General features: G+C 39.9%; 17 protein-coding genes. 5 read left to right on the forward strand and 12 right to left on the reverse strand.

Annotated elements, in window-relative coordinates:
- Window positions 1-2: 2 nt before the first annotated feature.
- Window positions 3-1,487: a SusD/RagB family nutrient-binding outer membrane lipoprotein gene (locus HYG79_RS01285; RefSeq protein ID WP_179240374.1), complete on the reverse strand. Its 1,485-nt coding sequence runs from the start codon at window positions 1,485-1,487 to the stop codon at window positions 3-5.
- 11 nt (window positions 1,488-1,498) lie between these two features.
- A complete protein-coding gene (locus tag HYG79_RS01290; RefSeq protein ID WP_179240375.1) occupies window positions 1,499-4,621 on the reverse strand; it encodes a SusC/RagA family TonB-linked outer membrane protein in 3,123 nt (1,040 codons plus the stop codon).
- 310 nt (window positions 4,622-4,931) lie between these two features.
- Here HYG79_RS01290 and HYG79_RS01295 point away from each other — a divergent pair, with 310 nt between their 5' ends.
- The gene (locus tag HYG79_RS01295; protein WP_179240376.1) at window positions 4,932-5,384 is read left to right on the forward strand and encodes a hypothetical protein; all 453 of its coding nucleotides are present in this window, start codon (window positions 4,932-4,934) and stop codon (window positions 5,382-5,384) included.
- 65 nt (window positions 5,385-5,449) lie between these two features.
- Here the strand turns inward: HYG79_RS01295 and trxB are convergent, their stop codons facing one another.
- The 5 genes from trxB to HYG79_RS01320 all read right to left on the reverse strand — a co-directional run bounded on the left by trxB (window position 5,450) and on the right by HYG79_RS01320 (window position 10,203).
- A complete protein-coding gene (gene trxB / locus HYG79_RS01300; RefSeq protein ID WP_179240377.1) occupies window positions 5,450-6,433 on the reverse strand; it encodes a thioredoxin-disulfide reductase in 984 nt (327 codons plus the stop codon).
- Between the two features lie 89 nt (window positions 6,434-6,522).
- Entirely contained in the window at window positions 6,523-7,404 is an 882-nt protein-coding gene (locus tag HYG79_RS01305; protein ID WP_179240378.1) for a sterol desaturase family protein, read from the reverse strand.
- 3 nt (window positions 7,405-7,407) lie between these two features.
- Entirely contained in the window at window positions 7,408-7,869 is a 462-nt protein-coding gene (locus HYG79_RS01310; RefSeq protein WP_179240379.1) for a monoheme cytochrome C, read from the reverse strand.
- Window positions 7,869-9,089 carry a sulfite oxidase gene (locus tag HYG79_RS01315; protein WP_179240380.1) on the reverse strand — a complete coding sequence of 407 codons (1,221 nt, stop codon included), beginning with the start codon at window positions 9,087-9,089 and terminating at the stop codon, window positions 7,869-7,871. The genes HYG79_RS01310 and HYG79_RS01315 overlap by 1 nt, the downstream gene beginning before the upstream one ends.
- A gap of 70 nt (window positions 9,090-9,159) precedes the next feature.
- Window positions 9,160-10,203 carry a formylglycine-generating enzyme family protein gene (locus HYG79_RS01320; RefSeq protein WP_228027911.1) on the reverse strand — a complete coding sequence of 348 codons (1,044 nt, stop codon included), beginning with the start codon at window positions 10,201-10,203 and terminating at the stop codon, window positions 9,160-9,162.
- Window positions 10,204-10,364: 161 nt separating this feature from the next.
- Between HYG79_RS01320 and HYG79_RS01325 the strand changes: the two genes are divergently transcribed.
- From HYG79_RS01325 to HYG79_RS01340, 4 genes are all read left to right on the forward strand, one after another.
- Window positions 10,365-12,563: a thioredoxin domain-containing protein gene (locus HYG79_RS01325; RefSeq protein ID WP_228027912.1), complete on the forward strand. Its 2,199-nt coding sequence runs from the start codon at window positions 10,365-10,367 to the stop codon at window positions 12,561-12,563.
- 71 nt (window positions 12,564-12,634) lie between these two features.
- Window positions 12,635-13,747, forward strand: coding sequence for a hypothetical protein (locus HYG79_RS01330; RefSeq protein ID WP_179240382.1), 1,113 nt, complete (start codon window positions 12,635-12,637; stop codon window positions 13,745-13,747).
- 117 nt (window positions 13,748-13,864) lie between these two features.
- Window positions 13,865-15,505: an alanine/glycine:cation symporter family protein gene (locus HYG79_RS01335; RefSeq protein WP_179240383.1), complete on the forward strand. Its 1,641-nt coding sequence runs from the start codon at window positions 13,865-13,867 to the stop codon at window positions 15,503-15,505.
- A 175-nt stretch (window positions 15,506-15,680) separates the two neighbouring features.
- The gene (locus tag HYG79_RS01340; protein ID WP_179240384.1) at window positions 15,681-16,388 is read left to right on the forward strand and encodes an urease accessory protein UreH domain-containing protein; all 708 of its coding nucleotides are present in this window, start codon (window positions 15,681-15,683) and stop codon (window positions 16,386-16,388) included.
- Here the strand turns inward: HYG79_RS01340 and HYG79_RS01345 are convergent.
- From HYG79_RS01345 to hypF, 5 genes are read right to left on the reverse strand one after another with little or no spacing between them, the layout of a single operon-like run.
- Window positions 16,385-17,479, reverse strand: coding sequence for an NHL repeat-containing protein (locus tag HYG79_RS01345; RefSeq protein WP_179240385.1), 1,095 nt, complete (start codon window positions 17,477-17,479; stop codon window positions 16,385-16,387). The genes HYG79_RS01340 and HYG79_RS01345 overlap by 4 nt on opposite strands.
- A 1-nt stretch (window position 17,480) precedes the next feature.
- Window positions 17,481-18,542, reverse strand: a complete 1,062-nt coding sequence (gene hypE / locus HYG79_RS01350) for a hydrogenase expression/formation protein HypE (RefSeq protein WP_228027913.1) — start codon at window positions 18,540-18,542, stop codon at window positions 17,481-17,483.
- An 8-nt stretch (window positions 18,543-18,550) separates the two neighbouring features.
- The gene (hypD, locus tag HYG79_RS01355) at window positions 18,551-19,645 is read right to left on the reverse strand and encodes a hydrogenase formation protein HypD (protein WP_179240386.1); all 1,095 of its coding nucleotides are present in this window, start codon (window positions 19,643-19,645) and stop codon (window positions 18,551-18,553) included.
- Between the two features lie 2 nt (window positions 19,646-19,647).
- A complete protein-coding gene (locus HYG79_RS01360; protein ID WP_179240387.1) occupies window positions 19,648-19,923 on the reverse strand; it encodes a HypC/HybG/HupF family hydrogenase formation chaperone in 276 nt (91 codons plus the stop codon).
- Between the two features lie 3 nt (window positions 19,924-19,926).
- Window positions 19,927-22,188, reverse strand: coding sequence for a carbamoyltransferase HypF (hypF, locus tag HYG79_RS01365; RefSeq protein WP_179240388.1), 2,262 nt, complete (start codon window positions 22,186-22,188; stop codon window positions 19,927-19,929).
- Window positions 22,189-22,192 lie beyond the last annotated feature (4 nt).

Here is a 22,192-nt window from a genome sequence, read left to right on the forward strand (position 1 = left end):
AATCAGTCTCTATCCCACCAAACAGGAACTATCGGAAGTTCTTGATTGGCCAAAACATTTGCTTCGTTTCTATTTAATTCGGAAGCCGGATATTCGGCCCTTCTAAACCATTGCCCAAAGAAATCACTATCATCACTGGCTTCTTCCTGCCGTATCTGAAGTCCAACAAATACCTCATCGGAAAAATCATAGCGTCTAAAATCAACAAAAGTCTCAGGATTTAGGAAATTATGTATATACTTTTCTTTCATAATATGATTTAACATCAAACCAGCCTCGCCCACAGCTATGGCCCCATCGGCCAGGTAATCGGTTCCATCAACACCATACATGTCCATACTCGCTTGTATACCTTCCAAATACGCAGTATATGCTACAGTATTTGACCCTACACTCGTAGTAGTCCCGCCATTGGCAAGAAAGGCCGCTTCTGCCTCTATGAATTTTGCTTCGGCATAACTTATTAACATCAAGGGAGAATCTATACTCGTATAATACCCATCTGTTCTAAATCTAGAGTTGGCTTCCGAACCATCTGGGGCTAGACCTGCGCTACCACTTACAAATCCTTTGTATTCGTCCTCACCTCCATTCTCGGCAAATAGGGGCAACCTTGGGTCAATTGTTATCACTCCACCTTCAAAAGGATAATTATCACCGTTCATTGAGCTTACCAACTGGCTTGCTATATCGTTACTTAGGTTTCCAGTGGCTCTGGCCAATACTTCAGCTGAATACCACGGATTTATGTTTCGTTCATCAAAGAATACCTGAAAATCATCCTCTGTAGAGGTATAAGCACCTTCCAAAGTTGTGAGAACATCACTAGCAGGTATTATGCCCTTATTGACTAAATGTAGTTGATATCTCGCCTTGATAGTGTAAGCAGTGCGCAACCATTTTTCCATATCGCCACCATATACCAAATCAGAGTCCCCTAGGGTAAAACTAGAATTATCGGGAGCTTCAAGAGCTGCAATAGCATTATCTAGAACGGCAAATATTTGGTCATACACAGATTCTTGCGTATCAAATGTGGGAAAATTATTATCGGGGCCTTCACTGGCCTCGCTGAAAGGAATATTGTCCCATGTATCTGTAGCTATACCAATATTTATGGCTGTCAAAATATCTGCGACTGCGCCAATATGTGGAGCATTGCTTTCAATAGCCTTATCTTTTATGATTTTCACATTTGGCAATACATTTAGATATACTTGAGACCAAAGGCCACTTGCCGTCGTTTGCCCAATTGCTCCCCCACCTGTACTAACAAAATTTTGGACATAGTTTCCAAAGGCGAGTTCGGCCGAACGTTGACCTTGCATTGTACTTAGAATGACTGGGCCCATTAAATCCTGCATGCGCAATTCATCAACCGTTGCAGTATTTGAAGGTGTATTCACATCATAGTAATCATCACTACATGCCGCAAATAAAACCACGATGGCCGTGACCATTACGCTTTTTAAATATTTTTTTTTCATAATTACTTTTTTTAAAATCCTACATTTATACCAAATGAATAGCTTTCCGCAATGGGAACACTTAGACCGGCAAAACCATATACATTGCTGCCTGCGCTGTATTGATTCCCCTCGGGGTCGTAACCTTCGAAAGGAGTCCATAAAAGAATATTATTCGCATTGACCGATAGACTTAGACGCGAAAGGTTTAGATTGTTCAACAATTTACCTCCAAAATCATAGGAAAACCCTACATTTCTTATTTTGACCCAAGAGGCATCCTGTACCAAAATTTCCGAGGCCCTGTTATAATCTGTTGAACTTCTGTAATAATTTTGGTCTATTAGAGTTTCTGTAGTATTTGGAATAAAGCCACCATTTCCATCGTCCATAACACCCTCAAGAACTGTAGTCTGATCTCTAAATTCAGTTATCTTAAGAATACCGTTTCTTATAGAGTTCCTTCTACCCGAGTCATAAAGGTCTCCACCCTTTTTGTATTCTACCAAAAAGTTGAATCCTAGACCTTTCCATTTGAAGTTACTTCCCAAAGATGAAATAAAATCCGGAAAGGCGTTACCTACTTTCTGTCGTTCGGTAAAATCTATTTCGGGCTTTCCATTTTCATCTATATAACGTTGACCGTTTTCATAGCGCCACTTCCATCCGTATAACGTTCCCATTTTATCGCCTGCCCTTATCTCTGAAGTGACCCCAGCAAAACCAGAATCAGCAAATACTATGGATTCAATATCATCAGGAATTTCAAGTACTTCGCCTTCGCTGGTGGACCAGTTTAAGATAAGTTCCCATTTTAAATCCGGTTTTTGTATGATATCCGCGCTAACCAGCAATTCATGGCCAAACACTTTAAAATCACCCGCATTTCTTGTAATCCCCGATAAACCAGATGAAAAGGCTGTTCCTACGGTAAAAATTTGATCTTTGACCCTTGTATTGAAATATGCATAATCTACTCGTATACGATCTTTCATAAACCGTAAATCAGCTCCAAATTCAGTAGATTGGTTTCTCTCGGGTACAATATTCAAGTCCCCAAACCTGGTACTTCTTCTAAAACCACCTGCTCCTGCAAATGGAAAATCATCATCAACGATAAAGAATTGTCCAACATCGCCAAACCCAGGACCTTTACCGACTTCGGCCCATGAAGCTCTTAATTTTCCAAAAGTAAAGACATCATTGTCCCCGAACAGGCCGGAGACATCATAAGCCAAACTTATTGATGGATAAAAGAAAGATCTATTGTCTTTGGGCAAAGTAGACAACCAATCGTTTCTACCGGTTAACGTCAAGAAAAGTTTGTCTTTATAGCCAAGTTTTAGCTCTCCAAAAACACCAGTATTTCGAAGACGGTTAAGGTCGTTGTTGATAAAGAAATTGGTCGTATTGCCCAACTCGTTTATTCCGGGGACATTTAGCCTTTCTCCCCTGGCCTCGTCATAATCACGTTTTGTATCGGAAATTTGGTGTCCCAAAGTCAAGTCTGTTGAAAAGTCATCGGACCAATCTTTATTCATAGCTACCAATAAGTTTGATTCCAGGGCCGTAAAATTTATATTTTGATTAAGGATAAAACCACCTACTTGAGATCCACCATCCAGATCTGCTCCAACAAATCGATTTCTTTTATCTGAATAGTTATCAATTTGTGCGGCATATGTAACATTTAACCATTCCTTGGGGTTCCAATTTAAAGTTGTGTTCCCGACCCATCGGTTTACATTGTCGACAAGGCTACTTGTTTCCATCAAGTAACGGGGGTTATCTATAATTCCAAAAGAATAATCTCTTTCACTACCATCGGGATTTCTAAAATCGTTAATAGGGAAAGTACCGGAGAAAAAGGACAATGCACTCATTACGGATTTATCCCCACCATTAGCTCTTCTTCCACCAGATTTTGTGTAGGCAATAGAAGTATTGATTTTGAATTTTTCGGTTACTTGATAACCACTGTTTAACCTAAACGTGGTTTTTTCAAAGTCGGTATTCGGCAAAACACCCTCTTCGTTATTATTTCCCATAGAGAAGAAATAATCCAATTTTTCGTTGGCACCGCTTAAACTCAAATTTACTTGGGAATTAAATCCTGTCTTAAAAATTTCATAAGGACTATAAAACTGATCGTTCGACAAATCAACAACAGTACCATCTTCCAAGGTAAAAGAATCATCAGAATATCTTGGGCCCCATGACCAAAAAACGGTACCGTTTTGCACCCTATTGAATCCTGTTTCTGAATTTGGATCATAGAGCAATCTCGGAGCACCTACAAACCCTTCTCTGTATGTGGTTTGTAATTCTGGAGTAGTTCGCACATCCCTAAAAGTCGTTGATGCCGTAAAGTTCATTTTTGCTTTACCTTGTTTTCCTCTTTTTGTAGTGATTACGATAGCTCCGTTAGAGGCTCTCACCCCGTATAAAGCTGTAGCGGCGGCACCCTTCAAAACACTAAAAGTTTCAATGTCTTCTGGGTTTATATCCCCCGCTCTGTTCGAAAAGGCGAACTGTTCAGCACTATTGGGCGAGTTAGACCCTGCACTTGGCCTAACTTCCCCAGAAAAAGTATCGTTGTTCAGTGCAATACCATCTACAATGATCAAAGGTTGATTATTCCTGTTTGGATTGACGGAAGTTACCCCACGAATCAAAATGTCTACACCACCACCGGCTGAGCCAGAAGTCCTATTGATCTGAACACCAGCTACTCTACCTTGTAGCGTTTCAATAGGATTTGCCTGTCCGATTAAATTAACATCCTCAGCTTTGACTTGCGTCAAGGAATATCCAAGGGATTTTTGCTTCTGCTCCACACCAAATGCCGTCACTACAACTTCATCTAACACTTGTGAATCTTCCTGCATCGTAATTGAAAGGCTACTTTCAGTACCTATCGTAACATCTTGGGACAACATCCCTATGTAGGAAAACCGAAGTACATCCCCTTGTTCCGCATTGATAGAAAAATTGCCGTCAAAATCTGAGGTGGTACCCGAATTGGTACCTACCTTTAAAATAGTCACACCAGGTAAGGGCACATTGTCTTTGTCAGTAACCTTACCCGTGATGTTCTGCGCCATACTATACCCTGAGAAGAGCAGTAACAGCATAATTAAATACGCTTTTTTCATATATGTTTGGTTTTAAGTAGTAAATCTAAAGTCTTAAAAAAATGATATAAAAACAAACAATTCGTGATAGTTTTGTGATATTTATAAGTTTTCAAAATAATACTGCTTAATACTCATCAACTTAACCAAATATTGCGTTTATCGTATATTTTGTTGTTCTTATAATTATGGTAAAACCGTAAAATATAAGACTAATCTTACCTTGGTTTTAATCACCAAACTACATAAGCAATGTTAAATAATAGTTGCAATTCAACCAAAAAATACGTAACTTTTTGGTATTCAATCCCTAACACTAAAATCTACAAATATGAAAAAACTACTCGCTTTGGTTATACTTATGCTTATGTTAGTATCCGCAACAAATTTCTCAAAAACCGATAGTGCTTTAGAAACACCGCCATCAATAGAAGGTACTTGGGAACTTGTTAGTTTCTACAATTACATTGATGGAGAAATATCCGACACCCTAGCGACCAGTGAAGGTTATAGGCAAATCAAAATGTTCTATAATGGTAAAGTAATGTGGACGCGATACGTTCCAAGCGACTCCGTAGAATGGTTTGGTTACGGCTCCTATACAATTGAGGACAATACACTGACCGAAAAATTGGAGTATATGTCAGCTTCAATGCAAAAAGTAGCCAATACCGATATGGAATGGAATATGGAACTTGAACTGAAAAAAAACAGTTTTAGCCAAATATTTTTGGACGATGAGGGTAACCGGATAAATTCCGAAAACTATAAACGTATCGATTGACCTATACTATCACAAAAAAAGCGCCGCATAATGCGGCGCTTTTTTGTTTATAATCTGAATTCTCTCTAGATATTATATTGATCCGCAACAGCTTCGTCTATAGAGCCTACCGTAGCTAAATAACGTTCAGCGTCCAAAGCGGCCATACACCCTGAACCCGCAGCGGTAACTGCCTGTCTGTATTCTTTGTCCTGTGCATCGCCACTGGCAAAAACACCTGGAATATTGGTTTTGGTAGATTTTCCTTGCGTTATTAAATAACCGGTTTCATCCATGTCCAACTGACCTTTAAAAATGTCAGTATTGGGTTTGTGCCCTATTGCTATAAAAATACCGGTAATGGCGATTTCTTCTTTTTCTCCCGTTTGGTTATTTACCATACGCAGACCTTCGACCACTTGATCACCCAAAACCTCATCAACTTCGGTATTGTATTTGACCTCAATGTTTTTAAGGCTGTTTACCCTATGCTGCATTGCTTTTGAAGCCCTCATGTGATCCTTGCGTACCAACATGGTCACCTTATTGCATATATTGGCCAAATATGAAGCCTCTTCGGCTGCTGTATCCCCAGCTCCGACTATGGCGACATCTTGTCCCTTATAAAAAAAGCCATCACAAACCGCACAGGCAGAAACTCCGCCTCCACGAAGTCTTTGCTCACTTGGGATGTTCAAATATTTAGCAGATGCCCCTGTGGATATAATTACGGTTTCCGCCTCGATAATTGTATCGTTATCAATGGTAATCTTATGAATACCACCATGCTCTGTACTGAATTCTACGGCAGTGGCCATACCAATCCTGACCTCCGTACCGAACCTTTCGGCCTGTTGTTGCAACTGTACCATCATAGTAGGGCCGTCTATACCCTCTGGATATCCGGGAAAGTTATCCACTTCGGTAGTCGTGGTCAATTGGCCCCCAGGCTCCATTCCGGTATATAACAAGGGTTTTAAATCTGCCCTGGCTGCATAAATGGCTGCTGTATATCCAGCAGGACCCGAACCTATAATCAATAATTTAACACGCTCTATTGTATTTGACATAGTATAAATTTAACTAGGGTATAAAAGTAGGTTTTTTGGCAAAAACCTTACATCAAAGTTATTAACAGTATGTGATTTTACAAATTGTATCAGGCTTCTTTTTTGGAGCTTCCAAAACCGAACCCTATTTGGCCAAAAAAGGTTTTGGGCACTTTGGTATCGCCGGGAAAACCCAATTTTATAGTACCGCTATCCTCGGGAACATGGTGAGTGTTGAACATATAGTCCCAAACGCTTAGGCTAATACCGAAATTCACCCCGAACCTGCCTTTGGGTAGATCATAGGCATGATGGTATAAATGCATTACAGGATTATTGAACAGGTATTTTAACGGACCCCATGTCAGCTTGATGTTTGAATGGTTAAAATGACCAATGGCGATTGCAAAGAAGTGTACAATATAGGCTTGTTCTGGCTCAAAACCGCCCAAAACCATGACCCCTAACGTCTTTAAAGGCTTATAAAAAATATTTTCCATCCAGTGGTATCGCAAATGTGCCGCAAAACCCATTTCTTTTACCGAATGATGTATTTTATGAAAACGCCATAGGAATGCATATTTGTGCAATAGAATATGGGTAAACCACTGGACAAAATCGAGCACAATAAAAAATACGATGAGCTGTATAAAAACAAACGTTTTGGAAAGGTCGATAAGGGCAAAGGTTTGGTCGGAAATACCCATTTCCGAAAAACCTATTTGCATCAATTTATAAAATCCGCTAATGGCTATGGAAAACATGAAAAAATTGAAGAACATATAAAAGCCATCCAACCAGAAGTCATTTCTAAAGATGGATTGGTTCTTTCGCCAAGGGAACAAAACCTCCAATGACCATACCAACAGAGAAATAAGGATAAGGCCCCAAAAATAGTTGAGATACCATGGCACTTGAAATAGTATTGAATCCCAGGTCCATTGCAAATTTTTAAGAAAAGCTTCAATAAAGGCTTCCCAATATTTATTCATAACCTACTTGTTTAAGGTGTACCACTCAACGTTTTTCAAAACCGATCTTCTGCCCTTTTTCCGTATTGGGTAATTCGTGACCAAATAATCAATGATAATTTCTTCGTTCTCCCCCAAATCCCACAAGTTTTGGGTTTCCTGCATCCAATCGATTGTTTGTGCCCACCCATCTCTGGTCAATCTATTTTGTATAATGAGCTCGGCCGAATGGCAGCTAGTGCAGTTATTTATGACGGTCGTTAATCCTTTATTGGCTATCAGGCCGGTTCTTAAATGAATACCGTTTTCAATCTTGTCCCTATTTTGGTCGGAAATATCAACATAACTTTCATCATTCGAATTTGATTCTTCATTGTTGAAAAAATATAATCCGATGATAGCAATTATAATAATCAAGGTACTGATGACAATAATTGTACGATACATGCCCCGAATGGTTTTTCCCTGCTTTTGTTCAATCCCCATTATACTATTTTAACCGCTATTCTATGGCATGCATTGTTTAGATATCCTTTTGGGTTCCAGCCCGGCAGCAACATAGGCTGACTTACCCTTTGGCTATCTGTTGCCCTTGCCCATACTTCGTAATACCCTTTTTTTGGGAACGATATCGCTGCTGAAAAATGTTGCCAAGCCAATCGGTTTACAGGTTTATCAAGAAGGCAATCGCGCCAAGTTGAACCAAAATCAATGGAGTACTCCGTTTTGGCGACCTCTAATTCGCCCGCCCAAGCATGACCACGTATTCTTAATTCTTCGCCCTTTTTGAGCATGGCACCCGTCTTTGGATATGTAATGAGGGATTTTACCGGCATAGATTCTATGATGCACATATCCTGATCATTTACTTTTTCTCCCGGGGCAACGGGATTACATGGAACACGATAGGCCGACCCCATCATTTTAGCGCCATCATGCACCTTGTTCCGAATACTGATTCTTTCAATCCATTTTCCCGAAACCGATGCCGGCCAACCACCTGCCACCAATCGCAAAGGGTAACCGTGTGCCAATGGGATATCCTCGCCGTTCATCTGAAATGCCAATAAAGTTTCATCTTGCAGTGCCTTGGTTATTGGAACACCTCGCGAAATCGCCTCTTTTTTGGGGTCCCTACTTAAATGTATATCTGCCGCATGGTACCCGATATAAACTGCATCATCTTTGATACCAACATCCTGTAGAACGTCTTTTAGCCTAATGCCGGTCCATTGAGCACAGGAAACTGCGCCTACCGTCCATTGGTTGCCTTTTGCCGGAGGGTCGAATTCGCTCCTACCGTTTCCACCACATTCTAAAGTCAGTTGATAGGAATGGTGCTCAAATTTCGATTTCAGTTCTTTGAACGTGTAGGTCTTGTTCTGTTTTGCCGATTCCCCGTCAATGGTCAAGGTCCAACCCCTTACATCCATATTTTCGGGGATAAGTCCATTGTTACGGATGAACATGTATTTGTTCGGCGTAATCTTATCATCCAATAAATGGGCTTTGGCCTCTATATTCCATGGTTTGGAATTCAGGACTGTCATCCTCTTGTCTTTTTGAAACAATATAAAGGGGTCTACATCTTGCATACCTAAAGGAATATACCCGTTGGGCAACTTTGTACCAAAGACAATTTCCGAACCCAAGACTGTGGCCATAGATGTCATGACCGATTTTTTCACAAAACTCCTTCGCTTCATTTCAGTTGAAATGTATTTTAGGGTAAAAATAGAAAAATTGGTTGCATTACGGGTAACCTAAGTTACCTAGCTATTTTTTGTTACGGACCCTTATCATTTCTGGTGTCATTACGGTCCTAAAACCCAAATGCTCCAAAGATGAATCCATACTTGTAGCCATTCGTGCGGACACCCGGTAACTGGCGCAATAAGATGCATTGCATAAGAATGAACCGCCCTTCATCACTTTTTCCTTAGCATAGGGGTTGTCGGCATTATATGCGTTTGAAGCACCGCTGGGGTTAATCATCGTATCTTTAGTTGCCGCCATTTGCTTGTAATAATCAGTGTTGTACCAATCGTTAGTCCATTCCCAAACATTGCCTGCCATGTCGTATAGCCCAAAATCGTTCGGAGGATATGATTTCACGGGAGCTCTGCCCTCATGACCGTCCAATCGTATGTTGGATACTGGAAATTCGCCTTCCCAGGTATTCGCTTTTGCATTCAAATTGGATGCATCTTCCCCCCATGTATAAACAGTATTCTTTTGGTTTCCCCTAGCTGCAATTTCCCATTCCGCTTCGGTAGGCAAACGCTTTCCCGCCCATTTACAATAGGCCATGGCATCTTCATAGGCTATATGTACCACTGGGTAATCATCCATCCCCTTTATTGAGCTTTTGGGCCCGTTGGGATGCTTCCAGTTCGCCCCAATGGTCCATTGCCACCATTGCGAAAAATCATATAAGTTGGGAAGTGTCGAATTTGCTTTTTTAAAAGTCAAAGAGCCAGGTTGCATAATGCTATCATGTGGTTTTGGAGTACCCTTTGGAACTTGTTTTTTCATTTCTTCCCAATCTATGGCCCTTTCGGCAACGGTAACATAGTTTGTTTCGTCCACGAATTTTTTGAAGTCGGCGTTGGTGACTTCGGTAACGTCCATAAAAAAACCATCCACGATAACCTGTATGCTTGGTCTCTCGTGCGACATGGCCAATTTATCCTGTGGTACCGCACCTTGGGCAAATTGTGCACCAGGAATCCAAACCATATTCTCCGGTGGCTGTATATCTTCAGGTATATCTTTAACTATTTCACGTTCCGTTGCTTTTGCTTCTCTCTTAGGCTCCATTAGGGGTTTATCAGCTTTTTTTTTGCTTTCTTCTTTACAGGATAAACACAAAAAGATTACCAGAAAAGAATACCTTAAAAATTTTATTTTTATCATTCGGTACATATATTTTTTAAAACTAGAAAAGTATTTTTATTCTATCATATAATATATAAATTTTTATGCGTGCCGAACAAATTCCCTACTTTAGCTTTATGCAAGGTACAGGAAACTTAATGTATTTGTTTAGAGCTTTAGGGCTGGGGTTCACAATGCTGTTATTTTTTTCAACATGTAAGAAAAATGACAAAAAGCAAATGGATATTGACCATAAATACACAAACGCACTTATTGATGAAACCAGCCCCTATCTGTTACAACACGCCCATAACCCAGTAGATTGGCGACCTTGGAGCCAAGAAGCTTTGGATGAAGCCAAAAAAGAAAATAAATTGGTATTGGTCAGTATTGGATATTCTTCATGCCATTGGTGCCATGTTATGGAAGAAGAAACTTTTGAAAACGATACCATTGCTGAATTGATGAACGAAAATTTCATCAACATAAAGGTAGACCGCGAAGAACGTCCGGATGTAGACCAAATTTATATGACCGCCGTTCAACTAATGCAAGGAGACGGCGGCTGGCCGCTGAACGTAATAACCCTCCCGAATGGAAAACCGCTTTATGGTGGAACCTATCACACCAAGGAACAATGGCAAAAGGTATTGACCAAAATCAGCAAATTATATAACGAGAATCCCATTAAAGCGGAAGAATATTCCGATATGGTAGCCAAAGGCATCCAAGAGGTAAATATCATTCAACCATCGGCCGATTTTGAACGGTTGACTAAAGATGCATTAGCTCAAAGTGTAGAAACGTGGAAATCTTCTTGGGATACTACATGGGGAGGCGATAAGAGAAACGAAAAGTTTATGTTGCCCGTAAATTTGGATTTCCTATTGGATTATGCACTATTATCCCGTGATGAAGCTGTGCTGGCGCATGTGGAACTCACTCTGGATAAAATGGTTATGGGTGGGGTTTACGACCATATAGGTGGCGGTTTTTTTAGATATAGCACAGACCCTGAATGGAAAGTTCCCCATTTTGAAAAAATGCTCTACGATAACGCGCAACTGATCTATTTATATGCCAAGGCATACAAAACATTCAAAAAAGAAACATATAAAGAAGTTGTACTCGGAACAATCGCATTTTTAGAACGTGAGATGAAAAATCCCGAAGGTGGATATTTTGCCGCTTTGGATGCAGATATCGAAGGCGAAGAAGGTAAATATTATGTTTGGACCAAAGACGAATTAAAATCGGTCTTGGGAGGTGATTTTCCCCTTTTTGCATCCTACTACACCATTGCAAAAGATGCTGTTTGGGAAGATGGGAAATACGTTTTGCACAAATTAAACAATGATACGTCCTTTACATCGGAACATCATATAACGTTGAACGAACTACGATCAAAACAGAAAATATGGAGGGAAAAACTGGGCAATGCCAAACAAAAAAGGGTTCGCCCAAGAACCGACGATAAGATTATAACCTCATGGAACGCCCTTTTGATAAAAGGGTATGTAGAGGCTTACACCGCTCTTGGGAATGAAACATACCTGAATAATGCTCTTTCTATTCTAACATTTATAGAATCCAAAAGCTATGTAAACGAAAAATTGGGCCACTCCCATAAAAAAGATAGCAAGTTCATAAATGGGTTTTTGGAAGATTATAGCTTTTTGGCAGACGCCTGTATTACATTATACAGCGTAAGCATGAACGAAAAGCATCTGGAATTCGCAAAAAAACTTACCCAGACCATTGCGAAGAACTTTACTGACGAAGCTTCGGGCCTATATACCTATAACGAAGGCGAGGAACTTATTTCCAAACTCATCAAAACAGATGACGGCGTGATTCCTTCCCCAAATTCGGTCATGGCAAAAAACCTGTTTAAGCTAGGGCATATAAATTATGACATGCATCAGATAAAAAAGGCAAAAACTATGCTTTCTACAGTGTTGCCAAATCTTCAAGAGAATCCGTATGCATATGCAAATTGGAACAGTTTGTTTCTCAATACCACGTATCCCTATTATGAAGTGGCCATAGTCGGTAACGAGGCCGCTTCCAAACTCAAGGAACTTGGTAGGAACAACATACCCAATACGCTCAAAGTGGGCAGTACCAAAGAAAGTGATTTACCACTTTTTCAAGATCGTTATGATGAGAGCGATACGTATATCTATGTATGTAGGGACAATACCTGTAAACTTCCCGTTACTGATGTTAAAGAGGCAATGGGTTTACTGCCAAAAAGTTATGTCCAAAAAAACGTACCTCTTCATTTTGATACCATGAATTAGATTTACACAGAAATCATAATCCTAACGGTATATCATTTTAGTTATATTTGGTACATCGCAGAATCTATTTCATGCTTTTATTTATAGTACCACTACTTCAACAAAACAAAGAAATATTGACCTTTTATGGCTGGTGGCAGTTTGCGGTATGCCTTTTCGCTTTTGTGTCTCTTTTATCCATTTGGTGGCATATTGGTCAAAAACAAAACGATTTTGGACAGGTTTGGTTAGCCCTTTCTGTTTTGTGTTGGAGCTTTTCCGGACTTGCAGAGGTTTACTTTGCCAAAATACAACCGGCCCGGCCGTTTTTGTTGGAAGGATGGCGCAGTCTTTTATCTCTCTTCAATAGCTTGTTCATCCTTTTGGCATTGCCGTGGTTCCGGTTTTTACCTAAAACCATTGAGCCTATCATTAAATCAAAACACTGGAAAATTATTGTAGGGTTACCGTTTTTGTTTTCGTTCCTGCCCACCGTAAATAAAATGATATCGGGTAGGACAATAACCATAATAAGTGAGCTGGATGTATATTATGCCTTTCTTACCTTGATATTTTTAGGCATAGTACTTTGGGAATCCTTTGCGAAAAGAAGGTTGAAATTACTGGCATGGCTTTCCATGGCCTGCATAACCATAACCTTGATAGCACAATGCTACAAATTGATGGAGGCTCCCGTAAACCAAAACCTTTTTTCCGCAATTTTCAAAACATGTCTAATTATGATATTTTTTGCTTTGGCACTAAGCTGGGTAAAAGAATTATCGGAAAATATATTACCGCCTGTCCAGTATTTTAAATTGAATTTGAAACGACAAAAAAACAAGGGGAAACAGCATTTTTTCGTTGTTATCAAAGGAATATCCGGAAAAGAAGAGCAAAAAATCAAACTCACGCCCAACGCCTATAAGTTATTGTACAAGTTTGCCGAAAACAAAAAATTGTCCGAAGACAGTTGGTTGGAAATTAAGCCAAAAAACTTTTCCAAATCACAAAGGGTATATGATATTCAAGATTATAATGAGGTAAAACGTTTATTATTGGCTCTATTGGACGGGATTTTTGGAAAAGGCAATTGGACTAAAGAGCATCACATGCTACCACTTAAAAACCTACTTTTTGAAATGTCGGAAAAACGTGAACGAAAAATTCGTTTGGCCGTGCCGGCAGATAATATTTCACTGTAAACACTTATCCTAATACAATTTTGTCAGTAATACTTTTACTGACGTTTTCATATTTTTTCCGACTTTGTTGATTAAAAGTTGATTCTTCCTGCATTTTGGGGTCTAAACCATTCTACCATGACAGCAAAATTGAGAGTATTCACATTTTCTACCTTATTCATAACCCTACCAACAAATGCCCAAACAAAAGGCTTGGACGAACAAATAAACGATGCGTTTATGCCCATAGCCATTTGGTGGGAAAACCTGATTTTTACCGAAATAAACATTTTAGGTTTTGGCATACCCATTGTGCTGATTCTTTTATTGGCGGGAGCAATATTTTTTACCGTTCACTTTCGTTTTTTGAATATCAGACACTTTATCACCGCCATACAAGTGGTTCGCGGCAAATATGATGAATTGGAAAAACCACATATAGCCACAAATAAAAATCTCTCAAAAATTAATGGCGTAATAGTTGACAATGTCAATGATGAGAGTCATCATGGAGAAGTGAACCATTTTCAGGCATTGGCGACCGCAGTTTCCGGAACTGTAGGATTGGGAAATATCGCCATGGTGGCGGTAGCGATATCCATCGGTGGCCCTGGAGCCACATTTTGGATGATTATTGCCGGGCTGTTGGGAATGTCCTCGAAATTCGTAGAATGTACGCTTGGGGTAAAGTATAGGGATATTGATACTCAGGGAAACGTATTTGGCGGTCCCATGTACTATTTGTCCCGAGGATTAATGGAGTTAGGGTTTCAAAAAACGGGAAAAGTATTGGCAATTGTCTTTGCAGTGTTGTGTGTTGGCGCATCCTTTGGTGGTGGAAACGCATTCCAGACCAATCAAGCGGCGTCTCAGATAATTGAACGTTTTGGATTGGATGGCCCGGCCTCGGGAAGCCTAGTAGGCCTGATATTTGCCGTTTTTGTTGGAATAGTGATCATAGGTGGCATAAAGCGTATTGCAAAGGTTACGGAAAAGATAGTGCCCTGTATGGCCGTACTTTACGTAGGTACGGCATTGTTCATCATATGCTCCAATTACCAATATATTGATGATGCATTTTCATTGATATGTACAGAAGCATTTACACCTAGAGCTACCATTACAGGTGGTTTTATCGGTGTTATGGTACAAGGCTTTAGAAGGGCAGCGTTTTCCAATGAAGCTGGTGCAGGCTCTGCTGCGATAGCACATTCCGCAGTCAATACCAAGTATGCGGCATCCGAGGGTTTAGTGGGGTTATTGGAACCCTTTATCGATACCGTGGTCATTTGCACCATGACCGCCATAGTCATCATTATGTTCAATATGGATGGTGTTTTTGTTTATGGAGACGTTGTTAACGGTCAGGCCCTAATGCCAGACGGAAGCAGAATCGGTGGGGTAAACATTACATCTATGGCCTTTGATACCGCTATTCCAGGTTCTTCGTATGTGTTAGCTATCGCAGTAATACTCTTTGCGTTTTCCACCATCCTGTCATGGTCTTATTATGGCCTTCAAGCATGGAAATTTCTATTTGGCCGAAGCAAGCAAAGTGATTTAACCTATAAAATCATTTTTTTGATGTTTACTATTTTGGGAGCTGCAGTCACTTTGGATGCCGTGATAAAATTTTCCGATGCAATGATATTGGCATTGGTTTTTCCGAATATGATAGGTTTATTCTTTTTATTTCCTATAGCTAAAAAAGAAATCAAGCACTATTTAGAATCCATTAAAGGTTTAAAATCCCGAAGGCTATTGAATAAAGCGTCTTAATATCCAATCGAAAACCGATGTTATTTTGAAATTGAACTACTAAAAAATACCCTTTTAAAATACTTTTTTATACAACCATGAATATTCTTGGCCACATAATATAAAATCGATTTTATTTGAAATTATCTAAACCAAATCTACAAGAATTCACTAAATTGTTCTCATGTAAAAATAAATGATAAACTTTCCTTTATTTGCCGGAATAGCGGCTTCTATCATACATGTGGTTTCTGGCCCGGATCATTTGGCCGCAGTTACTCCCTTGGCGATTGAGACTAGGCGTAAAGTTTGGAAAATTGGCCTATTATGGGGTTTTGGTCATTTGACGGGAATGCTTCTTATCGGGCTGCTTTTTCTTTTATTCAGGGAATATATTCCATTAGAAAAAATTTCGGAACATAGTGAGCAGTTAGTTGGGGTTGTTCTAATTGCTATTGGCCTTTGGGCATTGTTCAGTATCTTTTACAAAAGCAAAAATCACACACATCCGCATGTGCATGATGGAGAAAAACCTTATATTCATGTGCATGAACATGAGCATGACAAAAACAAGTTACAACACTCGCATATACATGAGAAGAAAATCAAACAAAACCAGTGGTCCTCTTTTGGTATTGGCATTCTACATGGCCTAGCGGGAATTGCACATTTTATCCTATTACTTCCTGTTTTAGGATTTGAAAATCAACTAGACAGCATTCAATATATTTTAGGATTCGGTTTTGGAACGGTTTTGGCCATGACGATTTACACCTTCCTCTTGGGAAAAGTTGCAAACTTCTCTAAGAATCAAAATAATAAATCTCTTTTCAGAACGGTACGTCTCTCTGGCGGAATTTTTGCCATTACCATTGGGATATATTGGTTGTACTTGAGTCTCTAAAAATTCAATTCGGTAATAACGACACGATGATTTCCGGTGTCGGCGATGATGAGTTTATTTTCGTCTGTGGTAACCGAAAAAGGCCAATACAAGGAGCTCGAAGTGCCATGTAGGGTCTCTTTATTTTCGCTTCCGGTTTTGAAATCTCTCTTGCCGATGACCGCAGTGGCTTCTGCATTATGGTCTTTGGGAACTTTATCAAACCAAAGTATTCTGCTATTTCCAGTGTCGTTTACTAGTAATCCATCTTTGTAAAAACAGGCGTCATACGTCCAATTTAATGATTTTGACGAAGGAAATAATCCGAATTGATTCTGACCACAAGCATCAAAATCGGTTTGCCCGATGATGGTGTCGGCGGGTTTTGAAAAGGCTTCTTCCACATTGTTCCATATGAGATTTCTGTAGAACTGAGTGTCAGCAACCACCATTTGCTTTTTGGAATTTACCTTTATAGAATACGGCCAAATAGGTTCGTTATTCTCGTAATCTCGTGTTGTAAAATTAGACTTTCCAATGACTTCATCCGCCGTTGCAAAATTAGATTTGGGAATAGTATTGTAAAACAATATCCTGCGATTTCCTGTATCTGCTATCCAGAGACATTTTCCATCAGAGAAAACCCCGTAGGGCCAGTTCAAAGTATGTGCTGAAGGGTCATTACCGATTCCATCCACATTGGGTTGGTTCGATTCAAAATCAGGTTGCCCTAAAACTACATCGGCTGCTTGCCCGTTTTTTGTTGGTAACGAATGCCAAATCAAAACGCGATGATTCCAAGCATCACCGACAATCAAAATTTTTCCATCACTCCATATTCCAGAAGGGTAGTGCAAACTATTGGCGGTAACCATTCCCCCTGAATTCCGTCCTGTTTCCAAAACATCTGATTGCCCTAAAACAACATCGGGTTTTTGGTATTCAGCTGCGGGTAAATTCCTCCAAATAAAAACACGATTACGACCTGTATCGGAAACAAAGAGATGGTTTTTTGCTACGAAAACTCCGCGTGGTGCCAAGAAAGGCATCTTTTGAGAACCTTTAAAAACATAAGAATCGGTGACGTGGGGACCGAGGGTTTCAAAATTCATGCTAACAGATTCTAGGTAATTGTTCCCCAGGTAACATACTAATGACACGTTTGCCTCCAATGGCACTTTCCATGATTACTTGTTTCGGATGTTCGGCAACAACGGTTCCAATAATACGGGCATTTTTGCCATTTTCATCTTCATGTAAAGTTGCTAAAACCGAATCAGCTTCCGATTCGGATACAAAGGCAAGAAATAAACCTTCATTAGCCACATACAAAGGGTCTAAACCTAATAACTCACAGGCACTTGCTACTTGTTCATCCATCGGGAAATCCTTTTGAAATAAGTCAATTCCTATTTCCGAAGATTGGGCAATTTCTTTGAGAACCGTTGCAACACCACCACGCGTTGGGTCGGTTAAAAGATGAATGTTTTCCCCAAATTGCTCAATCAAACTTAGTATGGTATGATTGAGATTGGTGGTATCACTTTGGATTTCCGAATCAAATTCTAAACCTTCACGAACGGACATAATTGCCATGCCGTGAGATGCTACATTCCCGCTGATAATAATTTTATCGCCAACTGCGATGTTCTTAGCACTGATTTTTGCCTTGGGATGAATTGGTCCAACTCCTGAGGTATTCACGAAAATTTTATCGCCTTTTCCCTTTTCAACCACTTTGGTATCGCCTGTTACGATTTGTACACCAGCTTTTTGGCAGGCAAATTTGACAGCTACAAGAATATCCCAAAACTCTTTAACCGGAAGTCCTTCTTCAATGATGAAACTCAAAGAAAGGTATTTGGGATTAGCACCACACATCGCCAAGTCATTGACGGTTCCGTTAACGGCTAGCTCGCCAATATTTCCGCCAGGAAAGAAGATGGGAGATACCAAAAAGCTATCCGTAGAAAAAGCAGTTTTGCCATGTAACTCCAGAAAAGCACCGTCATGACGTTCATCAAGAATATCGTTGCTTAACAGGTCAAAAACGCCACTGTCTAAAAGTTTATTGGTGAGTACTCCGCCGCTGCCATGACCTAAAGTGATGACATCAAAGTCAAGTTTGGGCATGGGGCATTGCAGCTGCATGCGTATTTTTTTGTTTTCGGACATTCTTCTGATTAGGCTTCCACGAGTCCAGAAAAGTGATAGTAGGCTGCACAAGCCCCTTCACTACTGACCATGGGCGCACCAAGTGGATTTGTAGGTTTACAGGTTTTACCAAATTGAGAGCATTCAAAAGGCTTTTTAATTCCTTTCATAATCTGACCCGAAATACAATCTGGGTTTTCAGGTGCTTCTTCAATGGTGACATTATATTTTTTAGTGGCATCAAAGTCCGCATACTTTTCGCGAACGGCGTATCCACTTTCAGGAATTTCGCCAATGCCCCGCCACATCTGATTTCGTACCTCAAATACTTCATCAATTACTTTCTGGGCATCAGGGTTTCCTTCTTCACGGACTATTCTCGCATACTGGTTTTCAACTTCAGATTTACTTTGCTCAAGCTGTCTTATCACCATTAAGATGCCTTGCAAAACATCCAAAGGTTCAAAACCAGTGACTACAATTGGTACTTTATATGCTGCTGACAAGGGGTGATATTCCGTATTTCCCATGATGGTGCAAACGTGGCCTGCGGCTAAAAATCCATCTATCTTACTTTCCTCATCATCAATTACGGCTTTTATCGCAGGAGGTACCAAAACATGAGATGCTAAGATAGAATAATTTTTTACACCTCTACGATGTGCATGTACAACGGATAAGGCATTGGCCGGAGCCGTAGTTTCAAAACCAACGGCAAAGAAAACAACCTCTTTATGAGGATTGTCCTCAGCAATTTTTACAGCTTCCAAAGGAGAATATAAAATACGAACATCGGCACCTTCAGCCTTGGCTTCCAAAAGACTTTTTTGAGAACCAGGTACACGTAGCATATCTCCAAAAGAACAAAGGATAACGCCTTTTTCCACCGCCAAATAAACCGCTTTATCAATTAAGTTCAGTGGTGTCACACAAACCGGACAACCGGGTCCGTGAATCATGGTGACTTTGTCAGGTAGCATCTCAATAATACCATTCTTTACCAAACTGTGCGTTTGACCGCCACAAACTTCCATAATCGACCATGGTCGGGAGACTGTATTTTTGATTTCCTCCAAATATTTTTTCGCCAACTCTGGGTCGCGATACTCTGACATGTACTTCATAGCTATTCTGATTTAGGTAAATACTCATCTACATCTTCCAGTTCGCCCAATTCACCAATCTCTTCAAGATATTTAAACGTTTTTTGCGCTTCTTCTTCATTGACTTTGCTAATAGCAACACCAACATGCACGAGAACGTAGTCATCCACGTCAGCATCGGGCAACATCTCCAAACTTGCTTCTTTGGTAATGCCACCAAACGAAACCTTTGCCATGCGCACCATGCCACCATATTGTATTTCAATACTCTTGATTTTTCCTGGAATTGCTAAACACATAATTCAATTTTTAATATGTTGATGATACCATAATTGACCTATGGAAATGTTCTCGTCGTTACTAGACAATATACGATTAAATTTTAATTCAAACCCTTTCTTTTCAGCCATTTGAAGCAGTTTTTCGACCAAAACAGCATTTTGAAACACTCCTCCGCTGCATGCAATACGGCTAAAATTATTTTGCTCAGCCACCTTGATAATGGCCAAAGCCAAAGTGTAAATAAAGCTATTTGCAATTCGTGCTTTTGAATACCCTTTAAAAATCGCTTTTTGAATGTTCTGGGTAATTATTTTTATCGGGACCTTCTGATAATCTACCCCAAATAGAAAATCAATGTAATCAGTGCCTTTATAGTTTCTCGCTTGATTCTCTAAAAGCATTGCTGCTTCACCTTCATAGGAAGTGGTATCAATATCAAGTAGGAGAGATGTAACCGCATCAAACAGTCTACCCACGGAAGAAGTTTTTAGCGAATTATTCACTAACATCTTGTTATATATCTTCCATTCGGTTTCTGAAAACTTGGTCTTTGCCATATGTTTTTCGGTTTCAGGAAGCATACTGAGTAAGGACAGTCGTGGCTCTTTAGCCATTTTGTCCGCAGCAATCCAATCTACATATTCGAAATGAGTTAATCGCTCCATTTTGTAATTGGCATAAGAGAAAAACTCACCACCCCAAATGGCGTTGTCTTCTCCGTATCCGGTGCCATCCCAAATAATACCTAATATTTTTTCCTCGGAATCGAAGAGCTGATGTTCCCCTAAAACACTTGCAAAATGAGCTTTGTGATGTTGAATTGCTATGAGTTTTGTTTTCCATTGCTCTGAAAGTTCTTTTCCCAATATGCTACTTTGATATTGGGGATGTTTATCAATTAAAATGGTTTCAGGTCTTGTATCAAAAAGGTTACTGTATTTGTCGATGCTCTCCTGAAAACGCCCTGAAACATCGTAGCTATCCAAATTTCCAAAATACGGACTCACATACGTATGGGAGTTGGGCGTAAACGTGAAAGTGCTTTTTAAATGCGCACCCATCGCCAGTACTTTCTCATTGTTTGCTCTATTACTGCTTAGGTAATTTGGAGCAAGTCCGCGTGAGCGTCTCAGGGCAATTTGATGTTCCCTTGCAAAACGAACTACCGAGTCATCTTGAGGAAAAGAAATAGCTAAATCGTGATGCAAGAAATAATCTGCCACTCCGGTTAGCTTTTCAATGGCATTGTCTTTCTCTGAAATAATGGGAGAGCCATGAATATTTCCACTTGTTGCTATAATGGGAATTTGCAATTCATCCATCAAAAGTGTTAATAAAGCTGAAGATGGCAACATAACCCCAAGTTGATTTAATTTAGACGCGATACTTTCTTGTTCTAAATCGGCAATAATCGCTTTCGGATTTAAAATGACAATTGGGGCAACCGAAGAAGTAAGAGCTTTTTCCTCTAGAATGCTTACCTGAAAATCATTTTTGATTCTCTCTAGAGACGGATAGAGTAGGGCAAAAGGTTTCGCTGGGCGTTGTTTTTGTTTTCGTAATCGTTCGATTGTTTCCTTATTATTCGCATCGCAGCATAGTAAATAGCCATTGGTGTTTTTAATGGCTATTATGCTTCCTCCTGAAAGTAAGGCCGCAGTTTTTTTTAGGATATTACTTTGGGTTTGATTGAGCTGCCTACTATCGGTATCAACAAGTTGAAGCTGAATTCCGCAATCTGCACAGCTATTGGTTTGCGAATGAAATCGCCTGTCATCAGGGTTGGTGTATTCCGTTTGGCACGAATCACACATTGCAAAGGCAGAAACCGTGGTGTTTGCTCGCTCAAAAGGGAACTTTGCTGTCACCGCATATCTTGGTCCGCAGTTTGTGCAAGTAGTGAAAGCATAACCAAATCGTCTGTTCTTTCTGTCTCTGATTTCTTCCTTGCAAGATTCGCAAATCGCAAAATCAGGGGTTAAGGGAATATCGATTTGATGATTGGTGTCCGAAGAAATAATCTTAAAATCATCATATTCCTGAAACGAAATTTCTGAAATAGAATGTGATTGAATAATCGATATCTCGGGAGCATTGTCGAGCAGTTGTCCCAAAAAAACCTTTGCTTTATCCTCGGAGGTATTAATGTGAATTAAAACCCCATCCTGATTGTTGCAAACGGAACCTTTGAGTTGAAATTGTTTCGCTAAACCATACACAAAGGGGCGGAAGCCCACCCCTTGAACCTGTCCAGAAATTGTAATTTCAAAGGTTTGCAACATAGGT

The organism is Costertonia aggregata (assembly GCF_013402795.1).
Taxonomy (GTDB): Bacteria; Bacteroidota; Bacteroidia; order Flavobacteriales; family Flavobacteriaceae; genus Costertonia; species Costertonia aggregata.